Source organism: Vibrio sp. 2-Bac 85, assembly GCF_037546705.1.
Classification (GTDB): Bacteria; Pseudomonadota; Gammaproteobacteria; order Enterobacterales; family Psychromonadaceae; genus Psychromonas.
Genome location: NZ_JALAAB010000001.1, coordinates 46,179 through 70,090 on the forward strand (window position 1 = coordinate 46,179; position 23,912 = coordinate 70,090).

The 23,912-nt window shown below is 36.1% G+C and carries 21 protein-coding genes; 10 read left to right on the top strand and 11 right to left on the bottom strand.

Annotation, left to right across the window (positions count from 1 at the left end; genetic code table 11):
• Positions 1–215: 215 nt before the first annotated feature.
• Positions 216–440 (top strand): phosphate ABC transporter substrate-binding protein, encoded by a 225-nt coding sequence (locus MT390_RS00235; protein WP_166368059.1) that lies wholly within the window; start codon positions 216–218, stop codon positions 438–440.
• A gap of 83 nt (positions 441–523) precedes the next feature.
• Here MT390_RS00235 and MT390_RS00240 read toward each other — a convergent pair whose 3' ends face one another.
• A complete protein-coding gene (locus MT390_RS00240) occupies positions 524–1,390 on the bottom strand; it encodes a LysR family transcriptional regulator (protein WP_166368061.1) in 867 nt (288 codons plus the stop codon).
• Positions 1,391–1,497: 107 nt separating this feature from the next.
• Here MT390_RS00240 and MT390_RS00245 point away from each other — a divergent pair, with 107 nt between their 5' ends.
• Both MT390_RS00245 and fghA read left to right on the top strand, forming a co-directional pair.
• The gene (locus MT390_RS00245; RefSeq protein WP_499438925.1) at positions 1,498–2,631 is read left to right on the top strand and encodes an S-(hydroxymethyl)glutathione dehydrogenase/class III alcohol dehydrogenase; all 1,134 of its coding nucleotides are present in this window, start codon (positions 1,498–1,500) and stop codon (positions 2,629–2,631) included.
• A gap of 128 nt (positions 2,632–2,759) precedes the next feature.
• Positions 2,760–3,611: an S-formylglutathione hydrolase gene (fghA, locus tag MT390_RS00250; RefSeq protein WP_499438927.1), complete on the top strand. Its 852-nt coding sequence runs from the start codon at positions 2,760–2,762 to the stop codon at positions 3,609–3,611.
• A 97-nt stretch (positions 3,612–3,708) separates the two neighbouring features.
• Here fghA and MT390_RS00255 read toward each other — a convergent pair whose 3' ends face one another.
• A complete protein-coding gene (locus MT390_RS00255; protein WP_499438929.1) occupies positions 3,709–4,722 on the bottom strand; it encodes a zinc-binding alcohol dehydrogenase family protein in 1,014 nt (337 codons plus the stop codon).
• Positions 4,723–4,860: 138 nt separating this feature from the next.
• On the opposite strand from MT390_RS00255, the gene MT390_RS00260 reads away from it, so the two are divergent.
• Positions 4,861–5,787: a GntR family transcriptional regulator gene (locus MT390_RS00260; protein ID WP_499438931.1), complete on the top strand. Its 927-nt coding sequence runs from the start codon at positions 4,861–4,863 to the stop codon at positions 5,785–5,787.
• Between the two features lie 114 nt (positions 5,788–5,901).
• On the opposite strand, the gene MT390_RS00265 is transcribed toward MT390_RS00260, so the two are convergent.
• Genes MT390_RS00265 through MT390_RS00280 form a run of 4 tightly spaced genes read right to left on the bottom strand, consistent with a single transcriptional unit; the run spans position 5,902 to position 10,237 of the window.
• Positions 5,902–7,188 (bottom strand): TRAP transporter large permease, encoded by a 1,287-nt coding sequence (locus tag MT390_RS00265; RefSeq protein WP_499438933.1) that lies wholly within the window; start codon positions 7,186–7,188, stop codon positions 5,902–5,904.
• Positions 7,188–7,730, bottom strand: a complete 543-nt coding sequence (locus MT390_RS00270) for a TRAP transporter small permease (protein ID WP_499438935.1) — start codon at positions 7,728–7,730, stop codon at positions 7,188–7,190. Before MT390_RS00270 ends, MT390_RS00265 begins: the two co-directional genes overlap by 1 nt.
• Positions 7,731–7,774: 44 nt before the next feature.
• Positions 7,775–8,761 carry a C4-dicarboxylate TRAP transporter substrate-binding protein gene (locus tag MT390_RS00275; RefSeq protein WP_499438937.1) on the bottom strand — a complete coding sequence of 329 codons (987 nt, stop codon included), beginning with the start codon at positions 8,759–8,761 and terminating at the stop codon, positions 7,775–7,777.
• A gap of 24 nt (positions 8,762–8,785) precedes the next feature.
• Positions 8,786–10,237, bottom strand: a complete 1,452-nt coding sequence (locus MT390_RS00280; RefSeq protein ID WP_499438939.1) for a tagaturonate reductase — start codon at positions 10,235–10,237, stop codon at positions 8,786–8,788.
• Positions 10,238–10,479: 242 nt separating this feature from the next.
• On the opposite strand from MT390_RS00280, the gene MT390_RS00285 reads away from it, so the two are divergent.
• From MT390_RS00285 to MT390_RS00305, 5 genes are all read left to right on the top strand, one after another.
• Entirely contained in the window at positions 10,480–11,967 is a 1,488-nt protein-coding gene (locus MT390_RS00285) for a UxaA family hydrolase (protein ID WP_499438941.1), read from the top strand.
• 605 nt (positions 11,968–12,572) lie between these two features.
• Positions 12,573–13,052 carry a transcriptional regulator SlyA gene (gene slyA, locus MT390_RS00290; RefSeq protein ID WP_499438943.1) on the top strand — a complete coding sequence of 160 codons (480 nt, stop codon included), beginning with the start codon at positions 12,573–12,575 and terminating at the stop codon, positions 13,050–13,052.
• A 1-nt stretch (position 13,053) separates the two neighbouring features.
• Positions 13,054–14,112 carry an HlyD family secretion protein gene (locus MT390_RS00295; RefSeq protein ID WP_499438945.1) on the top strand — a complete coding sequence of 353 codons (1,059 nt, stop codon included), beginning with the start codon at positions 13,054–13,056 and terminating at the stop codon, positions 14,110–14,112.
• A 169-nt stretch (positions 14,113–14,281) separates the two neighbouring features.
• A complete protein-coding gene (locus MT390_RS00300) occupies positions 14,282–15,310 on the top strand; it encodes a DUF2955 domain-containing protein (RefSeq protein ID WP_299663068.1) in 1,029 nt (342 codons plus the stop codon).
• A 105-nt stretch (positions 15,311–15,415) separates the two neighbouring features.
• Positions 15,416–16,399 (top strand): hypothetical protein, encoded by a 984-nt coding sequence (locus tag MT390_RS00305; RefSeq protein WP_499438947.1) that lies wholly within the window; start codon positions 15,416–15,418, stop codon positions 16,397–16,399.
• Between the two features lie 383 nt (positions 16,400–16,782).
• Here MT390_RS00305 and MT390_RS00310 read toward each other — a convergent pair whose 3' ends face one another.
• The 5 genes from MT390_RS00310 to MT390_RS00330 form a co-directional block, all read right to left on the bottom strand.
• Positions 16,783–17,826 (bottom strand): hypothetical protein, encoded by a 1,044-nt coding sequence (locus MT390_RS00310; RefSeq protein ID WP_499438949.1) that lies wholly within the window; start codon positions 17,824–17,826, stop codon positions 16,783–16,785.
• Positions 17,827–17,907: 81 nt separating this feature from the next.
• Entirely contained in the window at positions 17,908–18,906 is a 999-nt protein-coding gene (locus MT390_RS00315; protein WP_499438951.1) for an LPP20 family lipoprotein, read from the bottom strand.
• A gap of 15 nt (positions 18,907–18,921) precedes the next feature.
• Positions 18,922–20,247, bottom strand: coding sequence for a transglycosylase SLT domain-containing protein (locus MT390_RS00320; protein ID WP_499438953.1), 1,326 nt, complete (start codon positions 20,245–20,247; stop codon positions 18,922–18,924).
• Between the two features lie 55 nt (positions 20,248–20,302).
• Positions 20,303–20,902 (bottom strand): LPP20 family lipoprotein, encoded by a 600-nt coding sequence (locus tag MT390_RS00325; protein ID WP_028870413.1) that lies wholly within the window; start codon positions 20,900–20,902, stop codon positions 20,303–20,305.
• Positions 20,903–20,932: 30 nt separating this feature from the next.
• On the bottom strand, positions 20,933–21,697 hold the full coding sequence (locus tag MT390_RS00330; RefSeq protein WP_166368081.1) for an ETEC_3214 domain-containing protein: 765 nt from the start codon (positions 21,695–21,697) through the stop codon (positions 20,933–20,935).
• A gap of 370 nt (positions 21,698–22,067) precedes the next feature.
• Here MT390_RS00330 and MT390_RS00335 point away from each other — a divergent pair, with 370 nt between their 5' ends.
• Positions 22,068–23,837, top strand: coding sequence for a sensor domain-containing diguanylate cyclase (locus tag MT390_RS00335; RefSeq protein ID WP_499438956.1), 1,770 nt, complete (start codon positions 22,068–22,070; stop codon positions 23,835–23,837).
• Positions 23,838–23,912 lie beyond the last annotated feature (75 nt).

Sequence of the window (23,912 nt, forward strand, 5' to 3'; positions counted from 1 at the left end):
TAAAGACAATTAAATCAATAGCAAACAACATTTTTATAATGATTTTTAGGTATATTATGCTATGGTAAATTCTTCCCATTGAGCACTTCTGTAAGTTGTACCAACTTGTAATAGAGTTAATGGTGATGTGCGCTCAATGGAGTGATTAAGGGGGAATTATGTTAATACAATTTCTAAAAGGTTCTCTGTTCTAGGTATTTCCTAGGAGAGAGAAAATGAAAAAAGAAAATAAATTAATTTCAGCGTACGGTGTAAATGAAGCTGGCTTAGCAGCAATGCCTCGTAAAATTTCAGGCACTTTTATTTCCAGAATCTGTGTTGGTGAAGAGATGGGATGTAATCATTGTTTTCCACATGGCATAGAAACCAGTAATGACTACTGGTCAAAACAGCAAAGAAATTGGAAAAAAAATCGTAAAACACAATGGAAAAATGCTTAAGCTGATAAACTAGAATTAAAGTTAATTAACCAATGCTGACAACATAAAGCGTGTATTAGGAGACTGGTACGCGCTTTATTTTTTTATTGTAAATGCTTCGCAAGATGATCGATTAACAAACGGATCTTAGGTGACATATAACGATTCTGTGGGTAGACTGCCCAAATGCCCTCTGCTGGTTCTCTGAACTGATCCAAAATAGTCATTAACTGGCCTGATTCTATATACGTTTGCACGTAATAATCCGGTAACTGCACAATACCAATATTTTTTAATGCAGCATCTACCAGCGATAAGCCACTATTACAGCGTAAATTTCCCTTTACCCTCACCGCTTTTTCTTTACCTTGTTCAATGAAGCGCCAATAGTCTCGCGTGCCCAATAAACAATTGTGATGTTTTAACTCCGATAACGAGTGAGGTTGGCCGTGTGTTTGTAAATAATCTTCCGTGGCACACACATAATTAAAACGTTGGCTCAATCGTTTGGCGATTAAGGTTGAGTCTTGTAATTGCCCTAAACGAATAGCAATATCAAAGCCGCCATCAATTAAATCAACACGGTGGTTAGTCAACTCGGTAGTCACTTCAATTTCGTTATGTAACGCTACAAAGTCATTCACTAATGGCAATATTTTTTGCTCTCCATAGGTAACTGGCACCGTTAGCTTTATTTTCCCCTGGGGGCTACTTTGCAGATTGGTTATCGCTTGTTCTGCGGTATCAAGACTATCTAATAGATGACGACAATGCTGATAAAATAGCTGTGCTTCCTGTGTTAGTGACACTTTACGTGTGGTACGGTAGAACAGTTTTACCTTTAAACGTTTTTCCAGCGCACTGATTTGACGGCTTACTTGTGCGGTTGATATATTGAGGTTTTTAGCGGCTAATGAAAAACTCTGGGTTTCAGCTACCGCTACAAATTCATTAATACCTTGCCACTTCATTGTTACCACCTAGTAAAAGTAATTTTCATTTTAGGTAGATTATCATTAATCTAGAAACAAATATAATAGACCTATTAAAATGCAATACACACATAACCGGAGTAAATATGACAGACCAATTTATTAAATCAAAAGCAGCAATCGCTTGGGGCCCAAATCAACCACTAGTTATTGAAGAAGTTGATGTAATGTTACCTAGAAAAGGTGAAGTATTAGTTAAAGTAATCGCTTCTGGCGTTTGCCATACCGATGCATTTACTTTATCTGGTGAAGATCCTGAAGGTTTATTCCCCGTTATTTTAGGCCATGAAGGTGGTGGTATTGTTGAACAAATAGGTGAAGGTGTCACTAGCGTTAGCGTTGGTGACCATGTTATCCCTCTTTATACTGCTGAATGTGGCGAATGTAAGTTCTGTAAATCAGGTAAAACTAACTTATGTAGCGCAGTACGTGAAACGCAAGGCCGCGGCGTAATGCCAGATGGCACTAGCCGTTTCTATAAAGACGGACAACCAATTTTCCACTACATGGGATGTTCAACATTCTCTGAATACACAGTATTACCAGAGATCTCATTAGCAAAAGTAAGCAAAGAAGCACCACTTGAAGAAGTATGTTTATTAGGTTGTGGTGTTACCACAGGTATGGGCGCGGTATTAAATACAGCTAAAGTTGAAAAAGGCGATAACGTTGCCATCTTTGGTTTAGGTGGTATTGGTTTATCGGCTATCATCGGTGCAAAAATGGCCGGCGCAAACAGAATCATTGGTGTAGATATTAATGAAAGTAAATTTGAACTAGCAAAACAACTAGGTGCAACTGACTGCATTAACCCTAAAGACTACGATAAACCTATCCAAGATGTAATTGTTGAAATGACCGATGGCGGTGTTGAATACTCGTTCGAGTGTATCGGTAATGTTGACGTGATGCGCAGCGCACTTGAGTGTTGTCATAAAGGTTGGGGTGAATCAGTGATCGTTGGTGTTGCTGGCGCTGGTAAAGAAATTTCTACTCGTCCGTTCCAGTTAGTGACTGGGCGTGTATGGCGTGGTACTGCATTTGGTGGTGTTAAAGGTCGCTCTGAATTACCAGCAATTGTTGAACGTTATATGGCTGGAGAGTTCAAGTTGAGTGACTTTATTACCCATACTATGCCATTGGAAGATATCAATAAATCTTTCGATTTAATGCACAGTGGTGAAAGTATCCGTACTGTTATTCACTTCGACCATAAATAGCATACGTAAATAAAGTACCTAGCTAACATACGTAACTAACATATAACTAACGTATATAGCTAAAATCCTCATTGATAGACCAAGCAGGATCTCTGTTTGGTCTACTTCATTTAAAAACGAGCAATATTATGATCCTTGAAAATATCAGCAGTAATAAACTATTTGAAGGTTGGCATAAACAATATACTCACTCATCAAACGTACTTAACTGTGAAATGCGTTTTGCCATCTATTTACCGCCGCAAGCAAGCAGTAATAATCCAGTACCAGTCATGTATTGGTTGTCAGGTTTAACCTGTAGCGACGAAAACTTTATGCAAAAAGCAGGCGCACAAAAGTTAGCAGCAGAGTTAGGTATTGCGATTGTTGCACCGGATACCAGCCCACGTGGTGATAATGTAGCCGACGATAAAGATAAAGCTTACGACCTTGGTTTAGGTGCAGGTTTTTATTTGAATGCGACACAAGCACCATGGAATAAGCATTATCAAATGTACGATTATATCGTTAATGAGCTGCCAGCTTTAATAGAGGCTAACTTCCCAGTCACCAAACAACGTGTGATCAGCGGTCACTCTATGGGTGGTCATGGCGCATTAACCATTGGTTTACGTAATCCCGAGTTATACCAATCAATCAGTGCATTTAGTCCAATCTGTAACCCTATTAATTGCCCATGGGGAGAAAAAGCATTTAGCGCTTATTTAGGTGATAATGTTGAAGAGTGGAAAACCTATGACAGTTGTGAATTATTAGCACAGCAAGAAAAACATCAACCTATTTTAATTGACCAAGGTAGCAACGATTCGTTTTTACAAGAACAGCTAAAACCAGAAAATTTAGCCGCGATTGCTAACACTCAATTAAACCAGTTCCAACTCAATATGCGTGAAGGTTACGACCACAGTTATTACTTCATCAGCAGTTATATTGATTCACACCTACAGTTCCATGCTAAAAACTTAGGCTTGACTAAATAAAATCAAGCTTAAGCTTGTAATTTAGCGAAGGTATAAAACCATACATTTCGCTAAATTATAAGAGAATATATAAACGTTAAAAACTCATAAAAATCACTTATAGGACAATCACACCTTTTAATAAGTCTTTATTACCAACGACTTGCTCATTAAAATTATCAGCAATATCTAAAAAATCAAATTTATGGGTCAACATCATTTCTGATGATAAATCACCAGACTTCATTAAACGTACCACTTTACTAAAATCTTCAGGGGTTGCGTTACGACTCCCCATCATAGTTGTTTCTTTTTTATGAAAGTCAGGGTCACTAAACTCTAAATTTCCCTTGAATAATCCAACAAAAACAATCGTCCCACCATTACAAATTAAATTGACTGCATTATTCATTGCTCTTGCACTACCTGTTGCATCAATGACTTTTTGAGCTAAATATCCTGAAAAGTTACTTCGTATAGATGCTTCTGTGTTTTCATGTGACGGGTCAATAGTAGCAAGACCTAATACGTTCTGAACGTGATTGCGTCGCTCTGGGGAAGTATCAGCCACCACTACATTTGCACCGTCTGCTTTCGCAATTGCAGCTACCCCTAAACCAATCGGTCCCGCGCCTACAACAAGAATATTTTCTCTTGGTTGAACGGCTGCTCTTCGGACTGCATGAGCACTGATTGCATAAGGTTCTATTAATGAAGCTGTAATAGAATCAATATTACCAACCGGCAGAACATTTGATTCAGGTATCGCTAAATACTCTCCAAAGCCACCATTTTCATGAACACCAATAACTGAAATATTTTCACAGCAATTGGTTCGCCCACTCAAACAAGAAGGACATGAATTACAAGATACATACGGAATTAATGCAACTTGCTCACCTACTTTAAATTTAGTTATCTGTTTACCTAGTTCTGTAACTTCGCCACAAACCTCATGCCCTAAAACTCTAGGATAATCAAAAAAAGGTTGATGCCCTGTAAATGCATGTATATCTGTACCACAAATTCCAATCGCTTTTACTTTTATAAGTACTTCTGTTTCTTTTATTTTTGGTTTTTCTACCTCTCGATAAGTCAGTTTATAAGGTTCTGTGCATACGATACTTTTCATAAATACTCCTAGGTAAATAAGTTTATTTATTATCAACTTCGGTATAACATAATATCCATTACAGCTCAAAAAGTGCGGCATTCGTCTCATTTTTTAGAATTATAACGGTACTTTATATGTATAAAAATCAGGTGATGCATGGGAAGAAATCAAGATTTAAGAAAGATAGTCATTAATCAAGTTTTAGAGGGAATCTCCACTGGATATATCAAGTCACCTTTGCCCTCTCAAGCTTCACTAGCTGAACTTTATAATGTCAGTAGAACAACAATTCGATACTCCATTAACTACTTAGTTGAAAATGGTATTCTTGAATCTACCGGTTCTAAATTACAAGTGATAAGGCCCCCTGAAGAAGAAGATAAATTCAAAGAAATAAAAGATTTGAAGAAATCATCCGTTAATAGAATAAATCAAATCGATGATTATTTTACACAAGCCATTAATAACAAAGAAATAAAGCCGGGTGATATTTTTACTGAATCACAAATAGCCAAAAATGCTAATGTTGATACTCAGGTGGTACGCGAGTATTTAATTCGCTTCTCACGATTTGAGTTAATTGAAAATATTCATCGAGGAAAATGGATGATGAAACCATTTGATCCTAATTATGCAAATAAGCTATTTGAATTACGTGAAATGCTTGAAAATCATGCTCTATGCAAATTTATGAATCTACCTTCAAATGATTCTCGTTGGGCAGAAGCAAAACTATTATTAAATGAACACAGAGATTTTAGAAAAACATTAATTAATAACCCTCGAGACTTTGCAGCGCTAGATCGAAAGCTCCATAAGTTAATATTGTCTGCTGCAGATAACCCATTTATTGATAGCTTCTTTGATATCATTTCCTTTGTATTTCATTGCCATTATCAATGGAATAATGCTGATTTACGTATTCGCAATCAAATAGCAATAGATGAACACATGTTAATTTTAGGGAAGATAGTAATGAGAGATGATATGGGAGCATTAAATGAGTTAACCCGACATTTACAGACAGCTAAACGAACAATGGGAAAAAGTTTACATCAGGAATTATTACCAGAAGATTTCTGATAACTTAATAAGTAGGTAAGAAAAACTGTTCGAATATCACAGGGTCAATATTTACTTTGCGATGGCTATAATGGATACAATTGTTCGTCTCATTATAGCCCCACAAATTAGTAATTAATTAAATATAAAATTAGGTAATCCAATCGATATAACAGGAACAAACGTAATTATCATAAGGGCACATATTAATAATAACCAAAATGGCAATACTTCTTTTACGAAATCCTCAATAGCAACTTTAGTGATCGAACACGTAGTAAACATAACTGTACCAAGCGGAGGAGTAATAGTTCCTATGGCACTATTAAAAATGAAAATAATTCCAAAGTGAACGGGATCAATACCATATTGATTAGCAACTGGTGCTAATAATGGTGCTAAGACAATCATCACCGCATTTCCTTCCAAAAACATCCCAACAATTAATAAAAACAAATTAACTAATAATAAGAAAGCAATTGGACTATCGACTACAACTGTTAGCCATGAAGCTAAGTCTTGGGGTATTCTCTCCCATGTTAAGAATTTAGAAAAGCCAAATGCGACACAGATTATAAATAATACATTAGCCGCCGCTAATACCGATTCATTGGTAGCTTCCCACATCGTTTTTAGGGTCATTTCTTTGTAAATGAATAATCCCAAAAATAACGCGTAAATAACTGCTATTGCACCAGCTTCTGTTGGTGTAAATACACCAAATCTAATGCCCCCAATAATAATAACAGGTAAAAACAAAGCTAATATTGCATCTTTTGCCGATAAAAAAACTTCTTTTTTAGTTGGTTTTTTATCTCTAATAGGGAGGTAACCTCTCTTCTTGGAAATAAAAGAGACCAAAACCATCATCATAATACAGAGTAAGAGGCCTGGTACAACTCCCCCTAAAAACAACTTACCAATTGACACATTATTAACATAACCGTAAATAATAAGTGCAATACCTGGCGGAATAATAGGAGTGATCAAAGATGATGCAGCAGTAACAGCTGAGGAAAAAGCCGGGCTATAACCGCGAGCTACCATTTGAGGAACAAGTAATTTTGACCCCATTGCAGCATCTGCAATATTAGAACCAGATAACCCTCCCATTAATGTACTTAATACAACATTAACTTGTGCTAATCCGCCACTCATATGTCCCGTCAATACTTCGCAGAAAGTCAATAATTTTTTACTTATTCCAGTTTGATTCATGAAGACGCCAGCCATCACAAAAAAAGGAATTGCCAATAAAGTAACTGAATCTAATCCCCCTGCTAACCTCTGAATTACAATGACTAATGGAATGCTACCATTTAACAAAAAATAACCAAGCGTTGAGGCAAATAGGCAAAATGCGACAGGGACTCCCAATGAAAATAAGATCATTAATGCAATGATAGGAATAATAACGTCCATTATTTGTCTCCTGTGTTTTTACAAATTAATTTGTTAATTATAAAAATTCTAAATTGATGATAAAGCATGAAAAAAGCACTGACAGGAATCGCTGAATAAATATATAGATAAGGTATTTGCAATGTAGAAGTGAAACGGTTTTCAGACATTTGGAGAAGTACTAGGCCATAAAACAACATAAACATTAAAGAGATAGATATAATCAGAGGTACTAATACATCATTAGTAAATTGATACAGTTTAGTTGGTAACTTTTTAATTAAATAATCAACATTAACGTGCTCTTGACGGCTCATTAGTACACTTGCACCCATAAAAGTAAACCACACAAATAAAGCGAGGCATACCTCTTCTACCCAAGCACTTGGAGCATTAATAACATAACGCATGATCACACCATAGATTGTAAGCAATACAATTAATGCAAGTGATATAGAAGCAATTAACTGATCTATTTTATTAAATAGCTTTACGATTTTTAAAATGAGTTTTTCGCTTTTTTGATGCTTAAGGCTTACACTACTTTCAACGACTGAATTCATTCTTATCCCCTTGATAAATAGGGCTTTACAGCCCCATCAATTGATTATTTCATTGCAGCCATTTTAGCCTGAGTATCAAGGTAAAGATTTGGAGTCCACTCGGAAAAATCCTTAGGAACTTGCATTCGAGCCGCTTCTTCAAATGCAGTGATATCAACTTCATTTACAGTAACCCCCTCATTCTTTAAAAGTTCAATCACCTCATTATCTGAAGCTTCAACTAACTTTGCACCATATTTAACCATCTCACGGCTAGTGCTAGTAATAATATCTTTTTCTTCTTTACTCAATTTATTCCAAAAGCTCGTACCCGCAACAAAAGGAGACATATGCTTAGAGTGTGAAGTAAGATTTAAGTTTTTTGCAACTTCATAAAACTTTCCACCAAACAACACAGCAGGTGGGTTCTCAACGCCACTAATAACGCCTTGTGCAATAGCAGGATAAACATCGGATAATGACATTGGTGTTGGAACTGCGCCCATCCCTGTTACAGTAGAAATAGCAACACGTGAATGCTGTACTCGTATTTTTACTCCTTTTAAATCGCTTGGCGTTGTCACCTTGTTTTTAGATAATAAATGACGAGTGCCATAAACAACGTCAGGAACAACAATTTGTAACCCTTTAGCCGTTAATTGACTTGATAAGCCCTCAAACCATTCGGTATGAAGCAGCTGAGATTTTTTATCGAATGATTGCGTTAAATAAGGGGCATTGATAACACCAAAATCAGGAATAGTATCCATTAAATAACCATAAGAACTAATAGTTATTATATTTGCTCCGAATTTGGCTTGCTCTAAAACTTCGGTTTCACCACCTAGTTGGCTTGAAGGAAATAAACGAAATATAATTTCACCCTCTGATTTTTCTTTTACCTTATCAGCCCAGAAATGCATTGCTTTATCAATGGGCTCACCTGATTGATTTCCATATGCAATCATAACTTCTGTCGCAGCCTGTGCGCCACTTGTTAGTGCACAACTGAGCCCAAGTATTGTAACCATTTTTTTCATTGTATTTTTCATTGTATATTCCTTTATTAGTTGCGGTTAGTTAATTAAAAATTCTTTTTTTAGTGTTTCTCTAATACCTATATTTTTAATATTGGTGAGTAAGTGGACAACTTCTTTTGTTAAATTTGCTTCTTGGTTGAGGTCTCTTCCCCATAGTTTTTCGAGCCCCAATACATTATTTACTAGCTGCTGATTATCATTTTCGTAAAGGATGCGCCATTCTGAGAAAAGTTTCATAATCCACTCATCATCATTTAGAGGAATATCTTCACTTCCTCTTTTTCCCAAATAAAAGCAGATCAATGATGCTAAAGAAAATGACAGTAATTTAGGGGCTTGTTTATTCTTTTCAAGATAGTTCAGCATTTGAGGTAAAATTCTAGAATTAAATTTGGCAAATGAGTTGAGTGATATCGAGGTCAAGAAATGCTCAATATATGGATTTTTAAAACGATTGATCACTTCATGACTAAAACTAATTAAATCTTTTTTATCAATATCTAAACTAGGAATAATTTCATCGTGCAGCAACCGGTTAATAAAAATAGAAATTTGCTTATCATTCATTGCTTCTGCAACAGTATTAACACCCGCTAAGTATGCAACAGGTACTAATGCAGTATGCACTCCATTTAATATCCCAACCTTTCTTTCTTTATAAGGTTTAATATCCTCGACAATTTTTATATTTAATGGATATTTATCTAAGCACAATTTCTTATTAAGAAAATCAGGACCTTGAATAACAAATAAATAGAAGTACTCGGCTGACACTAAGAAATTATCTTTATACCCTAATTTAGACTCAATCTCTTGAATATTGCTGCTAGGGTAACCTGTTACGATTCTATCAACTAAGGTAGAACAAAATGTATTTGCTTTTTCTAACCAAGTCACAAATGCTTCTTCTAACGACCATAGTTCACAATATTGTAATAAGGTTTCTTTTAATTTTTCACCGTTATAATCAATTAATTCACAAGGTAAAAAAATTAAGCCTTTATTCAGGTCCCCAGAAAAAAAGTTATATCTATGATGTAAAAACTGAATTAATTTACCCGGAAAAGTATTGGCAGGGTGAAGAGAAAAGAGATCGTTATCATCAAAACAAATCCCAGCTTCAGTTGTATTAGAAATAATCCACTCTAATGCTTCATTTTCGGCTTCTAATAAAAAAGCATCATACTCCCCGTATACTTTAATTTCTTTGTTTATTGAGCTCACTATTCTTGGCTCAGAAACAACACTACCTTCTTCATTGATCCCTTGAATTAAGGCAGTATAAAGTCCATCTTGATTATCTAATTTAGGATGCTCAGCTTTGATTGGTCTAATAATCGTTATGCCTGCATTAAAACCTGCAAATTCATTCAACAAATCAACTTGCCAATCAACAAAAGCACGTAAAAAATTACCCTCACCAAACTGAATGATCTTAGTAGGGTAATTGGGAAGCATGTGAGTTGAACGATTTAGTGTTTCCATCATAGTGATTACCTTAAAATTAATGTAAATCTAGCCGTCTTAAAATCTGCAGGCATCTTAAATAATAAAAATAAATCACAGATAAGGAGAGCATAATAACGAGAGCTATATCGTTTAAAACGGATTTTTAATGGTTTTTTATAATAAAAATCAGACAAAAAGAGAGATCAAACCTGATTTTAATTGCCTTTTATTAAATAAAGTACTCAAATTCAAAAATTGAAGTTAAATAGAAGAGCTAAAATATGAAACAATTTATCCATATACACCCAGCTGATAATGTTATTATTGCCTTGAAAGACATTGAAAAAGGTCAAACCATTGAAGTCAATGATAACCATATTCAAGCTTTAGAAGCGATAAATCGAGGCCATAAAATGGCTATACAACAAATTAATAGCTCAGGGCTTATTATTAAATATGGCAGTCCAATCGGGCATGCTACGGAAGATATACAACCAGGAAAGGCTATTCATACTCACAATATAAAGACAAATTTATCTACTATTTCAGATTACCAATACCTGCCTAAAGAAGCCTCTATTGACACAAATATGGAGAATAAAAAAATACAAGCCTATCAAAGACCTAATGGAGATATCGGCATACGTAATGAGCTCTGGGTAATTCCAACTGTTGGCTGTGTTAATGGTATTTCACAGCAAATAGTAAACCGCTTTCTGAAAGAAAACCCACAATTATTAATTGATGGGATATATGTTTTTCCACATCAGTTTGGCTGCTCACAGCTTGGAGACGATCATGAAAATACAAAGAAAATTTTAGCTGATATGGCTCTCCACCCAAATTCAGGAGGAGTATTGGTTATTGGGTTAGGGTGTGAAAATAATCAAATAGAGCCTTTTAAAACATTACTCGGCAATTATGATGATCAACGTATTCACTTTATGGTCACCCAACAAGAAATGGATGAAGTTGAAGTCGGTATTAAACATATCCAAGAAATTTATGAAGTAATGTCCTCTGATAAGAGAAGCGTTTGTTCAATTGGTAAATTGAAAATTGGTCTTGAATGTGGTGGTTCAGATGGTTTATCCGGTATTACTGCTAATCCTTTATTAGGCATTATTTCAGATTATTTAGTGATACAAGGAGGCACCACCGTACTGACTGAAGTCCCAGAAATGTTCGGAGCTGAACACATACTTTTTGAGCGCTGTATTAACAAGCATGTATTTGATAAAGGCGTTGCTATGGTTAATGAATTTAAACAATACTTTATTGATCATAATCAGCCTATTTATGAAAACCCATCTCCAGGCAATAAGAGTGGTGGAATTAGCACTTTAGAAGATAAGTCGCTTGGTTGTACACAAAAGGCTGGTAATAGCCCAGTCGTTGATATTTTGAAATATGGAGAGCGATTAAAAGTTCCAGGCCTGAATTTATTAAGCGCACCTGGAAACGATGCTATAGCAACATCAGCTTTAGCTGCTAGTGGTTGTCACTTAGTTTTATTTACTACAGGCAGAGGTACACCTTATGGGGGTTTTGTACCAACCATGAAAATATCAACTAATTCAGACTTATTCCAAAGAAAACCTCATTGGATAGATTTTAATGCAGGCTCCATTGTAGAAGGTGAGCATATTGATCAAGTCGCAAATGATTTCTTAGATAAGATAGTGAATGTTATTAATGGGCAAAAAACTTGCAATGAAAATAATAACATTCGTGAATTAGCTTTATTTAAATCAGGCGTCACACTATAAATTATTTTATACCCGTTACTATTAAGGTGGACAATTTGGTCAATAGCTCGAATATCAAAAAAAATCGTAAGATTATGGTATTTATATCTATTACATACATTAACCTTTTGCAATCACTTATAAAAACAAATGATTGCTACTCAAATAATTAACCACTACCAAGTTACCGACTGATAGGGTAAATAATGATTCAAATATCTGAGTTAAGTAAAGAGCTGCTTAGCTAAGTAAGTTATTTCAAACTAAAATAACTCGCTTTTTTCTTTTAGCTGTATAGCCAATACATTATTAATCCTTGGTTATATAGCAGAACAAGTGCCACTTTAATTCAAAGTTAAGACTTCCAACTATAAAATATAGAAAGTACAGAAAGTGCCAACCACGCTAGATAAATTAATCCATTTATACCCATTAGCCTTAACCAATTACTCACAGAATTGCCAAATAAAATTATTTCGCTAAGCTCTCCGTATTTTTTATTTATGGTTAGAAATCATCCTCGTTACCGCTAAGTATTTATTTTCAAATACAAATGAAAGTTTACTTAGCCTGCTAACTAAGTATAATACTTAGCTTGCTAACTATATTTTATATGGATGAGAAATATGCGACAAGAATTAGAGCGATTAAAGGAACTATCACTTGCTGAACATCTCGCCCGCTTGCATAGGTTATGGCGTAATGTTGCAGATATTGAGCTTGCACCTTTGGGGTTAACCTATCCACGTTGGACCGCCCTTTGGAAATTATTGCGGTTAGGTGACAAAGTGAGCCAAAAAGTATTAGCCAATGCTTTAGAAATCGAACTACCTTCGTTAATGCGTACTTTAGGGCAATTAGAACAACAAGGATTGATTGAGCGACACAGCTGCGATAAAGATAAGCGAGCTAGAATTGTGGTACTAACGCCCGCAGGAAAAGAGATTTTAAAAAAAATAGAAGCACGGATCATTGAAGTCCGCATGGATTTGCTTGAAGGAATAAGCCCAACTGAACTCAATGAGTTCGAACGTATTATGAGTTTAATTACTGTTAACGCCAACGAAAACTGGCGAATATCACTTCAACCGATTGATGAGAACTAAGATGACACCAGATCAACAATTTGCCCGTTTAGTAAAAATCGCTATTCTTGGATTTATGATGATTTTTAGCTATTTTTTACTGGCCGATAATATTATCCCTTTAACACCCCAAGCAATGGCAACACGAGTCGTGACTAAAGTAACACCGCAAATTAGCGGTAAAGTTAACATCATTGCAGTCACCAACAATCAAACAGTAACAAAGGGAGATTTACTTTTCCAAATCGACCCTACGCCTTATCAATTGGCGCTCGCGCAATCTCAATTAGCCCTAGAGCAAGCCAAGCAAGATAATGCAGAGTTAGATGCGTCACTCGCGGCAGCTAAAGCGGATGTGTATGCAAGTAAAAGCAATGCGCAGCAGAAACGTAGTGAAGCGAAACGTCTTGATGCATTATTTGTTTCTCATGGTGTTTCACGACAACAAAAAGATCAAGTAGATAGTGATGCAGATGCTGCTGAAGCTAACCTTTTAGCCGCTAATGCCCGCTTACAAAAACTTAAAATTAGTCGTGGCAGTTATGGTGATAAAAATCTCAAATTACGACAGGCCCAAAACCGTTTAGCACAAGCTAAGTTGGACCTTTCTTACACTCAAATCCATGCGGATCAAGATGGTATTGTCACCAACCTGCAATTAGAGGTGGGAAGCTTTGCGACAATCGGCCAACCGTTACTCGCTTTGGTCTCTGAAAGAGTAGATATTATCGCCGACTTTAGAGAGAAGAGTTTACGGGGTGTAAATATTAACTCAACAGCATTAGTGACCTTTGATGGTGACCCAGGCCATCTATATTCAGCGACCGTAAGCGGTATCGATGCAGGAGTGAGTGCGGGTCAATTTGATGCAAATGGCCGTTTAGCAACTCCACAACAGTCCACGCGTTGGGTACGAGATGCACAACGTTTAAGGTTGCATTTATCTTTAGACCAGCCACTAGCGAACCGGCTCCCTGCAGGAGCTAGAGCGACGGTACAACTGTTATCAGATAATAGTCTTCTCGCTTTATTCGCCAAAGCACAGATTAAAATAATCGGGCTGTTGCATTATATCTACTAGTGATAAAACAAAGTCCTTCTGATTTTGCATTCATGGCTAAGTTCATTTCTAGATTCATTTCTATGTTCATGAGCTTAACCATGGTTCGGTTTATTATCGCATGGGGTTCAAAAGAACTTTCACTGCAGGCCGACACAGACAAAAAGTACAATAAAGGTATCGCATTATCATGCAAACACGTAAAAACCCATTAACCAGCAATGACCTACGCCAGTGTTTACGGGTTGCAACAGGCGCAACCCTAGGTTTTGCACTGTGTAAAATATTTGATTGGCAGTATGGAATTTTCTATACCGTTACCCCAATGATCTTACTTGGTTTAGTCCCCGTTATGTCTGCTCATGCTATGCGCCAACTTATCGCTTCATCGGTGATGGCTATTATTGAGGTCGGATTAATCGGTAGTTTATTAATGGGGTCACCGGGAATGATGACACTGGTTGTGTTTTTATTATTTCTTTATCGATTTGCATTTATGTCTCGAGGCGCTTTATTTCTATTTGGAGCAAATGGCGTCTTAATGCTCAGCATTATGTTGCACTTTGCCAGCTACCCAAATACCAACTTAAATGAACTGCTATTTAATAATTTTTGGGCAACGGTTCTGTCTGTGATCATCGCCTATGTGATGATGGCCATTCTACCCGATGCAGAACCTAGAACAGCTCATAAACCAGGGCCCAAAGCGACACACAGAATGCGTCACGAAGCTTTGTTAGGCGCAACCATTGCTACTATTTCATTCCTTATTTTTCAGACATTTAACTTACAAGATTCAATGTCAGCTCAAGCCAGTACAATCTTGATCCTATTCCCAATGCATTGGAATGGTGTGATTGGTTATGCTCGTAAACGGGCGGTAGGAACAATCATTGGTGTCACCTTTGGAGTGAGTGTACAAATCTTGCTTTATGACTGGTCCAGCCAATTGTTATTAGTCGTTCCCATTTTCTGGATTGGTCTGATGTTATTTAGTCAATTTCATGTTCGAGAAGGAGGAGGTTCAAGTATTGGTTTTGGTGCTATGACCACCTTAGGCATTCTTTTCGGACAATATTTAAGTCCTGATAATGATTTAATATTTAGTGCTTTTTATCGTATCAGTAGCATTGCAGTGGCAATTATTATCACCCTATTCCTTTGCTATTCGTTACATAGATTATTAAATCGCTTTGAAGCCACTCGTTTTGGATATTAATAACTGAAATTTTTTATTGATATTCGAGGTCTTTTGCATATTCAGTGAACTTTAGTTGAGCCAATAACGTATTGACTCAGATATGAACATGACAAGGTTTTTCAGATGGTTAAAGAAGTTCCCCTGCGTTTAGGTGAAAAGGTGATGCCTAAAGCGCCAAAAATTTTACTAAGTAATGGTGACTACTGTGTGCCCCAACACTACTTAACCTATCACCATACTCTGCAAAGTGTCGAAGCACTCATTTGTGATATTGAGTATGATCCGAGATATGTTGTGTTTGCAGCTCAGGAACTATCGGGTATTTATATACAAGTAGGCGTTGTAGGTCACGATAACTACCATAAAAAATCAACTCAAAAAGAAAGCCAGCTTAAGTTATTATTTGGTCGAAAATGGCGTGTAGAGCCAGAACTGCCTACCTCTGAAATTATTCAAAGTGTTTTTTTAGCGATAAAAAAATCACGCGAACATGAAGTTAGAGAGCTATTCAAATTAACACTTAACGATAGTACAACCACGCCTTTTAACACTCATATTGATCTTCCTTTAATGGCAGAGTTTTACGATAAAGATCAATGTATAAGAGAACCTATAGCGACAACAAGTACAGAACAAAAAATCAACCAAGTACTGAATAAAATAAATTATGACAATAGCCAACTCAGCTTGTTAGAAGCGCAACAACGACCTAATGGTTTATGGCTAGTCGATATAAAAGTCCAACAAACCGAACGCAGCACTTTGCCAGAGATGGACAATGCAACACTTTATTTAATGGTAGATGAACTGTCTTTAAATGCATTGAGCCGCGCTTTAATGCAGGAGTTTATTCGCCTAAGTGATTTGCATGTAGATAAACATTTTAGTTATCAAGGCTTTCATCGTTTTGACCCTGATATTGATATTGCAGATATTGCAGACTTGTCTCAACAAAGCCGTAAACATGAACTAGCAGCACATTTTGCAAGCGAGTTTTCTAAGAGCAATAAAGAAATCGATTTAATGCGAATTCCTACTGTGAAAGAAGGTGTTTTAGCGCAAAAACATAAACAAATTATTGAACAGTTTCAATTACAAATGCAATAAAAGCAACATCATAAAGTGTAAAGTTTATTTGTTAAAGCACAGGTAAAATACAGTTCCCTGTGCTTTAAACTCATTCATCTAAACTAACAGCTTGTAATTCAGTGTTTTAAATTCACGGTTATAAATTGACAAACACCTTTAAATTTAAAGCTATTAGCGCGCTTACTGAAAGTGTACAAAGTTAATTAATGGGCATGTTTAATTGAATATGCTTAATTGAAAATGTGTAAGTATTAAGAAGATGAACAAAAGCAGGAAAAGACAAGTAAAAAATCAGCCATAAAAATAAACCTGATGTATTTTTTATGGCTGATTGTAGTGGCTAATTAATCTATATTGAATTAAACCTAAACTTAATTAATCCAAGCGTAATTAAACCAAGCTTAGTTAAACATGTTTTTTAAGCCGCTATTAAAACTAGTGGTCATTTTAGTCGTAAGATCACCGAAGGTAGATTTCTCATATTTAACTTTAACGTAGTCGCCTAACTTAACTTGATCTGCATATTCGTCATCCACTAAAATCCAAGCAAAATGGTCACTAATAAGGTTACTTGTTATCGTACCTTCAACAACTGCATATTCCTCGATAGCAACATCACCAGTTAATGGATTCGCTTTAACTTCTAAGTTATAAAAGGTAATCGTTGATTCAGGTTTAAAGCCAAAATTCTTACCTGCTGATATTTTAAATAAACTTTTATCACCATTTACTTTTCGCTCTAATACGTAGGCTTTAGGTGAAAAGAAGTTTTGGAATTTTGCTCTATTACTCTCAACACCGGCTTTAGCTGCTTTACGTATTAAAGCATTAGCAGATGCATTACTGATAGGGCATCGACTGTTACTAGTATCGGTTGAAAAGGAAGCTTTGTCTTCTGTTGTAATGGTCTTTGAATAAGCTAATCCTGGTAATTTATAGAGTTTTAAATTAGCAGCAACCGTCGCCGTGAAACGACAGTGCGCAGGTGTCACACTGGTTTTACCATCATCATTTGTGTACGACTTTCGCGCTGTAAAATCATAAGAGATAGAAGCGTTTGAAACATTACCCGTGATAGCATAGTTAGCAACATCAGGACCATTATATTGCGACTTACCCTTTGACTCTGCTAGGGCAAGTTCTTTTTTAAGCTTTCTTGCAATATTTCTATCTACTATTTCAACCCCTACCTCCGCAAGATGAGTTTCTAATGCAGTGGAAATAGCAGTACCGGTATGGCTTAATTTACCTAATGGAGAATCTGTTGTATCTGCAGGAAAAATCACTATTTTTTGCTTCGCACCAGCAAGGGTTTCTTTGCTTGGTAAGATATCTGCTTTTTGCATTGAAACATCAGTATATTCGCGAATATTTTCTTTTGTTTGCATACAACCAGTAAGGCCCAACGTTGCAGATACTGCGACAACTAATAATTTTTTCTTCATGTACTACTTCCTTTTAATATGCAAAGTTAAATATGCTGAAATGCGCTTATTTAATTAATTTGTACTCGTTATCAGTATCGTTTACTCATCAAATCCCAATAACTGATAAACATCGGAGCGGTTTTCAACCACGGTTAAGAATTTACTCACGGCACTTTCATAAGCTTGTTGGTAGCCAGTCACAGAAGAACCATTAAGCAGATATGATTTTTTGCTGTAAACCTTGCTGGAGTTGGATTTAACTAAGAAACTAAAGTTAATACGTGTGCTATAAACAGAAAAAGCCAAACTGTTCTTTGTTTTTCCTTGCACCTGAATAATGGCATCAGCTTTACTTTTACGGCTAGCAACTTGGAACCCATGTGTTTGTATCAGGTCATTTAGTTGTTCTGCAATGGGGGATACATTACTCGTTGATTGAATATAAAAGTGGGTACTTGCAAGCAATTGTGCTTCGGCTAATGAATACTCCTGAAATAAACGCGTATAAGGTGTTAAATCAAATTCACTATCGGCAACTGCAATCAAATACAATAGCGGCTCAGCTTCAGCTACACTGGCTTGAACTTTGTTATAGGCGTAAAGCTGTTCAATCTTACTTTTACTACTTATATTATGCAGCCTAGTATCTATGCGATTGGTGATGGTTGTCAGCTTAGATTTTTTATCCTTAATAAACTCATTTCTCGAGATAGCAATTTCTACAAAATATTGTTGTTCTACCTTTTCAGCTTTTTTTTGCTCCACCTGCGTAAACTCAATATCTTTCACTTGAGTATTAATTTTTTGTGAAAAAAGCTGATCTACTTGCCCATTATGTAAAGACTGCTTGTGTAATGTATCGCTGTTAACACTGACCGAAAATTTACCGGCAATCTCTTTTAATGCATGTTGCTTGGCTTCTTCAAGCCCCTTGCCAACACCAACGCCATACATATATTGTTGATTATCTTGAGTAGGTGAAAGCACCCACTCAGGTACATCTTCATTACCTGAGTTAGATGAACATGCACTTAAAAGTACAAGCCCTGTCATAGCAACAAATAAAGGCTTAAAATACTGCTTACATTTAATCATCATTTTTCCTATAGCAGATTATATTGCAGATTTTGTTTCGTATAAGGCGATTCGTTTAGACACTTTTTTTAAGTAATGCTTAGTTTCATCGTAAGGCAATTTATTCATTAAAGCGTTATACACTTGCTCAGGAGATAAAGTATTAATAACCCGTGCCGCTTTGTTAATATTTCTGGTGTTACCACTGTTATTAAAGACTTTTGCGACATTACCCGCGCCGGTGTTGTAGGCTGCAATAGTGCAATACAAACGACTCTTTGGATCGGTTATCGACTTCAAATAACGTTTATCTAAAATACTCAAATAAGCACTGCCCGTTTCAACGTTAATACTAGGCACATACAACTCTTTAACTTGCATTGGTTTATCTATTTTTCGAATCATTTTATTCACGTCATGACCGGCAGTGCGTGGCACTATTTGCATTAAACCATAAGCAGGAACCGCTGATTTAGCCTTCGGTTGAAAAGCAGATTCGGAATGCATAATAGCCATCACTAGCGCCACGGGAATATCGAAGCGTTGGCTCTCTTTTTCAGCAAATGGCTTGTATTTTTTGGCTCTTTTACTGAGGCTGTTAGCCGGTAATTTAGCGGTATATTTAAGAACTTTATAAGTAGGCGGTGTCACCTTTGTTTTTTCTCTCAGCGCTGCATATTGTGCTTCAACAGTTGCAATACGTTGTGCCTCTTCTTTTTCTAGAGTCTTTTTTTGTAACTCAACAGATTTTTCAATAATACTTTCAGGCACACTTGCTTGAGTTTCTTGTAGCTTATCTGCTTTTAGATCTGCTTCATTCTTATAAGCGAGTGTTTGCTTTTTGATCACTTCCTTGGCATTTTTTTCTTGTTCAGTATCGAATTTAATCTCATTTAACTGAATATTCTTAGCCTTAACGACTTTATCAAGAGCTTGTTTTACTTCTGATTTATTTTCATCTTTAGCAAGATATGACGTTAATATTTTTTCACTCTCAGCTGCAGTAGTATCCGCAGGAACGAGTATTTCAACCACAACCTGATTGTTATCGTAGTCAACAAGTTCTCTGGTTTTTAAGTCTTCAGAATAAACAACATTATTTATATCTTTTGCAGTAGTTTCACCCCATTGCATAATAATTTGAGTTTGTTTGTAATCGAACCCGTTTAAATACTCCTTTCTCCAAGTGTCATATTCAGCTAAATACCCGCTAACAAAAGAAATATACTCTTCGACTATTTTGTCATTGTTAGGGGATTCAAACTCATTCATTTCTGCATCAAATTCATCAAATACATTGTCTGAACTTGCCAGTGGGCTAAGTGCTAAAGAGATAACGAATAGGCTAGTTATAAATTTTTTCATATGACCTCAGAAAAGCCACATCACTCAGAAAATATCAGTGATGTGGCTTCCTATATTATTTGTTTTTTAATTTTGAAAGCACGTTTGCAAGTTCATCAGCGGTCTTTTTGTCATTGAACTTAGACCATAACTCGGCATCCTTTGCTTCTGCTTTTTGGATCACTTTAGAAAAGTTCATATCGAAAGTCGCCTTGTCCATACCTACTAACGTATACAAACCACCAGCGGGACTAGTACGTTTAGTAATGATTCTTGAGTTATTTAAAGTGGTGCTTGAGATACTTTTTGTGACATTTTCAAAGTATTCATCTACATTTTCACTAACACCTTCAGTAGTTGTATTAGTAGAAGACGTTGAAGCCGTTTTTAAAATACTTTGTACATTAACTTCGAATTGACGACCTAGATTCACGCGTGCGTCATTGATGGAAATATCATTCATAATACTTGCCCCTGCTACATTTTTCTTAGCATAGCCTGTCGCACTAATTTCCAATCCTGTTGGTGTTACACCACACACCCATTGCGGCGCTTCTTCCTTTGGCGCGTCAGGGTAAAAACAAGCTAATGACTGCACATCGTTAACACTTGAAGTGCTTTGGCAAGCAGTTAATACCGTTACTAACGAGAATGTGAGTGCTGTTTTTTTAAACATTGGAGATCCTTTTTTTAAATAACGAAGTAATTAATAATGATTGTTAAATAACGCACTCATCTCATAATTGCTTAATAGAGATTCCAGCATTATTTCGTTAGACAATTCAGTAATAGAATAAAAATTGGGTATTAATGGTGATGAAAATGTCACTGAGGAAAAATCAAACTCTTCAACTGAGTTCAACTCATGGTTAACGTCAATAATAGTTTGGCTATAAGGTGTAGGCGCATTGCTGTAGTTCACATGCCCTAACAATAAGTTATAGAACATTAAGTTACGGCTTAACTCATAACTTTCTGAGAAATATTCCAAACTACCGACATTAGTTAGTATTGACTCCTGTGAAGGTAGGTATTGTTTAATATCCAGCGTATTAAGTTGCTTGTTGATATAAGCAACCGGTGCTAAAAAATCAGCTTTTTTACTGAATACGGTAAAACCATTCAAACGTTGGTTTTTAATAAAAGTAACCAATAAAAATTTTTCACTGTTGTAATAATAATATTGAAGATCATCATCTAATTTAGAAGGTTTAATGACTTGAGGAGATCCTAGGATTTGCTCCGTATAACGCTCAGTAAGTCCAATCCGCAATTTGCTAATACGCTTATATTCTATTTCGTTGGTAAACCTTGAAATCACTTCCTCATAAACACTAACAACGGCTTCTTTAGTATCATTCCACTGCCCAAGCGACAACATAATCAACACCACCGTAAAAGAGATATTTTTTATCTTTACTAACAAGGTAGAGTTATTATTTGCGGGAGTATCTGTATCGCTTTGTTGCATCCATTCACCTCTATTTGCGTACAAATAGTTTATTTCCAATAAAAAAAATACCACCTAAGTGGTAACTCAGTGGAAATACTAAGGTTTTTTTAATAAAAAAGCGAAGAAAAAATTGAACTTTTATAGATTTTTACAATACATTTAAGAACAGAGATCACACTTTATAGGTTATTACATTTAAAAAGGCTTTATTAATATTATTTATTGACTTTATTTAATTAAAAAACACGTGAGTTCAGTGTTGTATCATTTATTTAAATGGATAAAACTATTGTTATCAACGCATAACGTACTATATTTAATATTAATAAAAATGCCTTCTAGTTTAGTTAATATTAAAATATTCCATTATAAATAGAGAAAATACTCAGTGAAGTCTATTCCCCTGCGTTGGTTAATTATTACCCCCTTCGTACTACTTGCACTTATTGCAGGTGTGCTGATGTACTTTGTATCCACCGTCACCATTTCCAATATAGCTAATAATGTAGGCGAGCAATATATCAAGGAGGTGGAAAATCGAATTGATGATAGGGTGGGAGATTTCATTGCGCCACTCAGCGACATTTTAGAAATTAACCGTGATGCCTTTACTAACAAACCTGAATTACTGAATAACTTACCCCCCATCGCCACCCGCTTTTACGAGCAAGCTACCCCTTTTGAACATATGACGTTTATTTCCGTTGCCACAGCAGACGGTCGTTACCTCGCATCTGCACGCGATCCCATTGGTAAAATACAACACAACATTGCAGCAAATTTTATTAACAAACCTTTCACCATGGAAGGATTTAACTATCACCCTAAAAAGAGTATTGGCGCCAAGATAGAAACCGATCCCGCTTTTAGTTACGACCCAAGGGGAAGACCCTTTTACCTCGATGCATTAAAAGCCCAAACAATAACCTGGAGTGACATTCATCCCTATTATGGTCGTCCAACATTGGGGATCGGCTTATCGGTTCCTATTTATGATGTAAATGGCAAAGTATTAGGTGTCACGGCAACTAGTGTTGCGTTGATTGAATTAGATGATTATTTAGAATCGTTAGAGCTAGTGGATAACGCTTACATTTTTTTAGCTGAAGAAAATGGTGCATTGATTGCCACTTCAAGCAAAGATGCTTTGTACAATATTACGGAAGGAACCTACACTAGGCTAAATCTCAACAACCACCCAGATCCCTTGTTTAAAATGGCCAGCCAGCACTTTAAAAAAGGCTCATATCACCTTAATCTTGATGGAGAAGCCTACTTATATCGCGTCAGTAACATCCAGCTAAAATATGGAAAAACTTGGCTGATTGGTGTGCTTATTCCTTCTTCTTATCATGAAGGAATATTAACTGAATACACACAAACCACTATTTTTATCACACTCTCTCTATTTGCTTGTATTGCAATCATTGGCTCCGCGATTGCTTGGTATATAGGCAAACCGATACAACAACTTAATAAGGCTGCTAATGATAAAAAAGTTGAAAGTATTCTATTACTCCCACAACCTATGAGTAGGATCCGCGAAATTTGTTCGCTCAATCAAGGTCTACATGCAATGGCCGAAAACCTTTTAGATATATTGCAACACCTAGAACAAAAAGTATCAGAGCGAACGTCTTATTTACAGGATGAAAATGAGAATTTACTTGAGAGCTCGCTCACCGACGAGTTAACAACACTTTATAACCGTCGAGGCTTTAACCTCGTATTCGAAAAAGCATTTAAATCAGCACAAAACAAAGCACACTCACTTACCTTTGTACTGGGTGATATTGACTACTTTAAACGTATCAATGACGATTACGGACATACTTTAGGTGACTGCGCACTAGTCGCCGTAGCCGCTAACCTCAAAAAACATACACGTGCTGCAAAAGATATAGTAGCGCGTTATGGAGGCGAAGAATTTGCCTTGGTATTTCTGAATATGGAAACGGAACAGGTCCTTGAAAGACTTAATAATATTCAACAGGAATTTTCTACTATCCCCGTCTTTGAAAATCAGCACATAACCATGAGCTTTGGCTTAGCTGACCTCAAGGAACATCCCAATGCTTCAGCTGAGGCCTTGATAGAAATAGCAGATAAGAGACTTTATAAAGCAAAAAATAGCGGTAGAAATAAGATTGTTAGTTAGTATTTAAGGGCCCTAAAAAGGAATACAGCGTTCTGGAATCGCTACCTAAATTACTTGAATGACATCATAAAAAGC

What these genes read in the sequence shown, in the direction of transcription:
- MT390_RS00235 (WP_166368059.1), top strand. Translation starts at nt 216, where the DNA reads ATGAAAAAAGAAAATAAATTAATTTCAGCGTACGGTGTAAATGAAGCT.
- MT390_RS00240 (WP_166368061.1), bottom strand. Translation starts at nt 1,390, where the DNA reads ATGAAGTGGCAAGGTATTAATGAATTTGTAGCGGTAGCTGAAACCCAG.
- MT390_RS00245 (WP_499438925.1), top strand. Translation starts at nt 1,498, where the DNA reads ATGACAGACCAATTTATTAAATCAAAAGCAGCAATCGCTTGGGGCCCA.
- fghA (WP_499438927.1), top strand. Translation starts at nt 2,760, where the DNA reads ATGATCCTTGAAAATATCAGCAGTAATAAACTATTTGAAGGTTGGCAT.
- MT390_RS00255 (WP_499438929.1), bottom strand. Translation starts at nt 4,722, where the DNA reads ATGAAAAGTATCGTATGCACAGAACCTTATAAACTGACTTATCGAGAG.
- MT390_RS00260 (WP_499438931.1), top strand. Translation starts at nt 4,861, where the DNA reads ATGGGAAGAAATCAAGATTTAAGAAAGATAGTCATTAATCAAGTTTTA.
- MT390_RS00265 (WP_499438933.1), bottom strand. Translation starts at nt 7,188, where the DNA reads ATGGACGTTATTATTCCTATCATTGCATTAATGATCTTATTTTCATTG.
- MT390_RS00270 (WP_499438935.1), bottom strand. Translation starts at nt 7,730, where the DNA reads ATGAATTCAGTCGTTGAAAGTAGTGTAAGCCTTAAGCATCAAAAAAGC.
- MT390_RS00275 (WP_499438937.1), bottom strand. Translation starts at nt 8,761, where the DNA reads ATGAAAAATACAATGAAAAAAATGGTTACAATACTTGGGCTCAGTTGT.
- MT390_RS00280 (WP_499438939.1), bottom strand. Translation starts at nt 10,237, where the DNA reads ATGATGGAAACACTAAATCGTTCAACTCACATGCTTCCCAATTACCCT.
- MT390_RS00285 (WP_499438941.1), top strand. Translation starts at nt 10,480, where the DNA reads ATGAAACAATTTATCCATATACACCCAGCTGATAATGTTATTATTGCC.
- slyA (WP_499438943.1), top strand. Translation starts at nt 12,573, where the DNA reads ATGCGACAAGAATTAGAGCGATTAAAGGAACTATCACTTGCTGAACAT.
- MT390_RS00295 (WP_499438945.1), top strand. Translation starts at nt 13,054, where the DNA reads ATGACACCAGATCAACAATTTGCCCGTTTAGTAAAAATCGCTATTCTT.
- MT390_RS00300 (WP_299663068.1), top strand. Translation starts at nt 14,282, where the DNA reads ATGCAAACACGTAAAAACCCATTAACCAGCAATGACCTACGCCAGTGT.
- MT390_RS00305 (WP_499438947.1), top strand. Translation starts at nt 15,416, where the DNA reads ATGGTTAAAGAAGTTCCCCTGCGTTTAGGTGAAAAGGTGATGCCTAAA.
- MT390_RS00310 (WP_499438949.1), bottom strand. Translation starts at nt 17,826, where the DNA reads ATGAAGAAAAAATTATTAGTTGTCGCAGTATCTGCAACGTTGGGCCTT.
- MT390_RS00315 (WP_499438951.1), bottom strand. Translation starts at nt 18,906, where the DNA reads ATGATGATTAAATGTAAGCAGTATTTTAAGCCTTTATTTGTTGCTATG.
- MT390_RS00320 (WP_499438953.1), bottom strand. Translation starts at nt 20,247, where the DNA reads ATGAAAAAATTTATAACTAGCCTATTCGTTATCTCTTTAGCACTTAGC.
- MT390_RS00325 (WP_028870413.1), bottom strand. Translation starts at nt 20,902, where the DNA reads ATGTTTAAAAAAACAGCACTCACATTCTCGTTAGTAACGGTATTAACT.
- MT390_RS00330 (WP_166368081.1), bottom strand. Translation starts at nt 21,697, where the DNA reads ATGCAACAAAGCGATACAGATACTCCCGCAAATAATAACTCTACCTTG.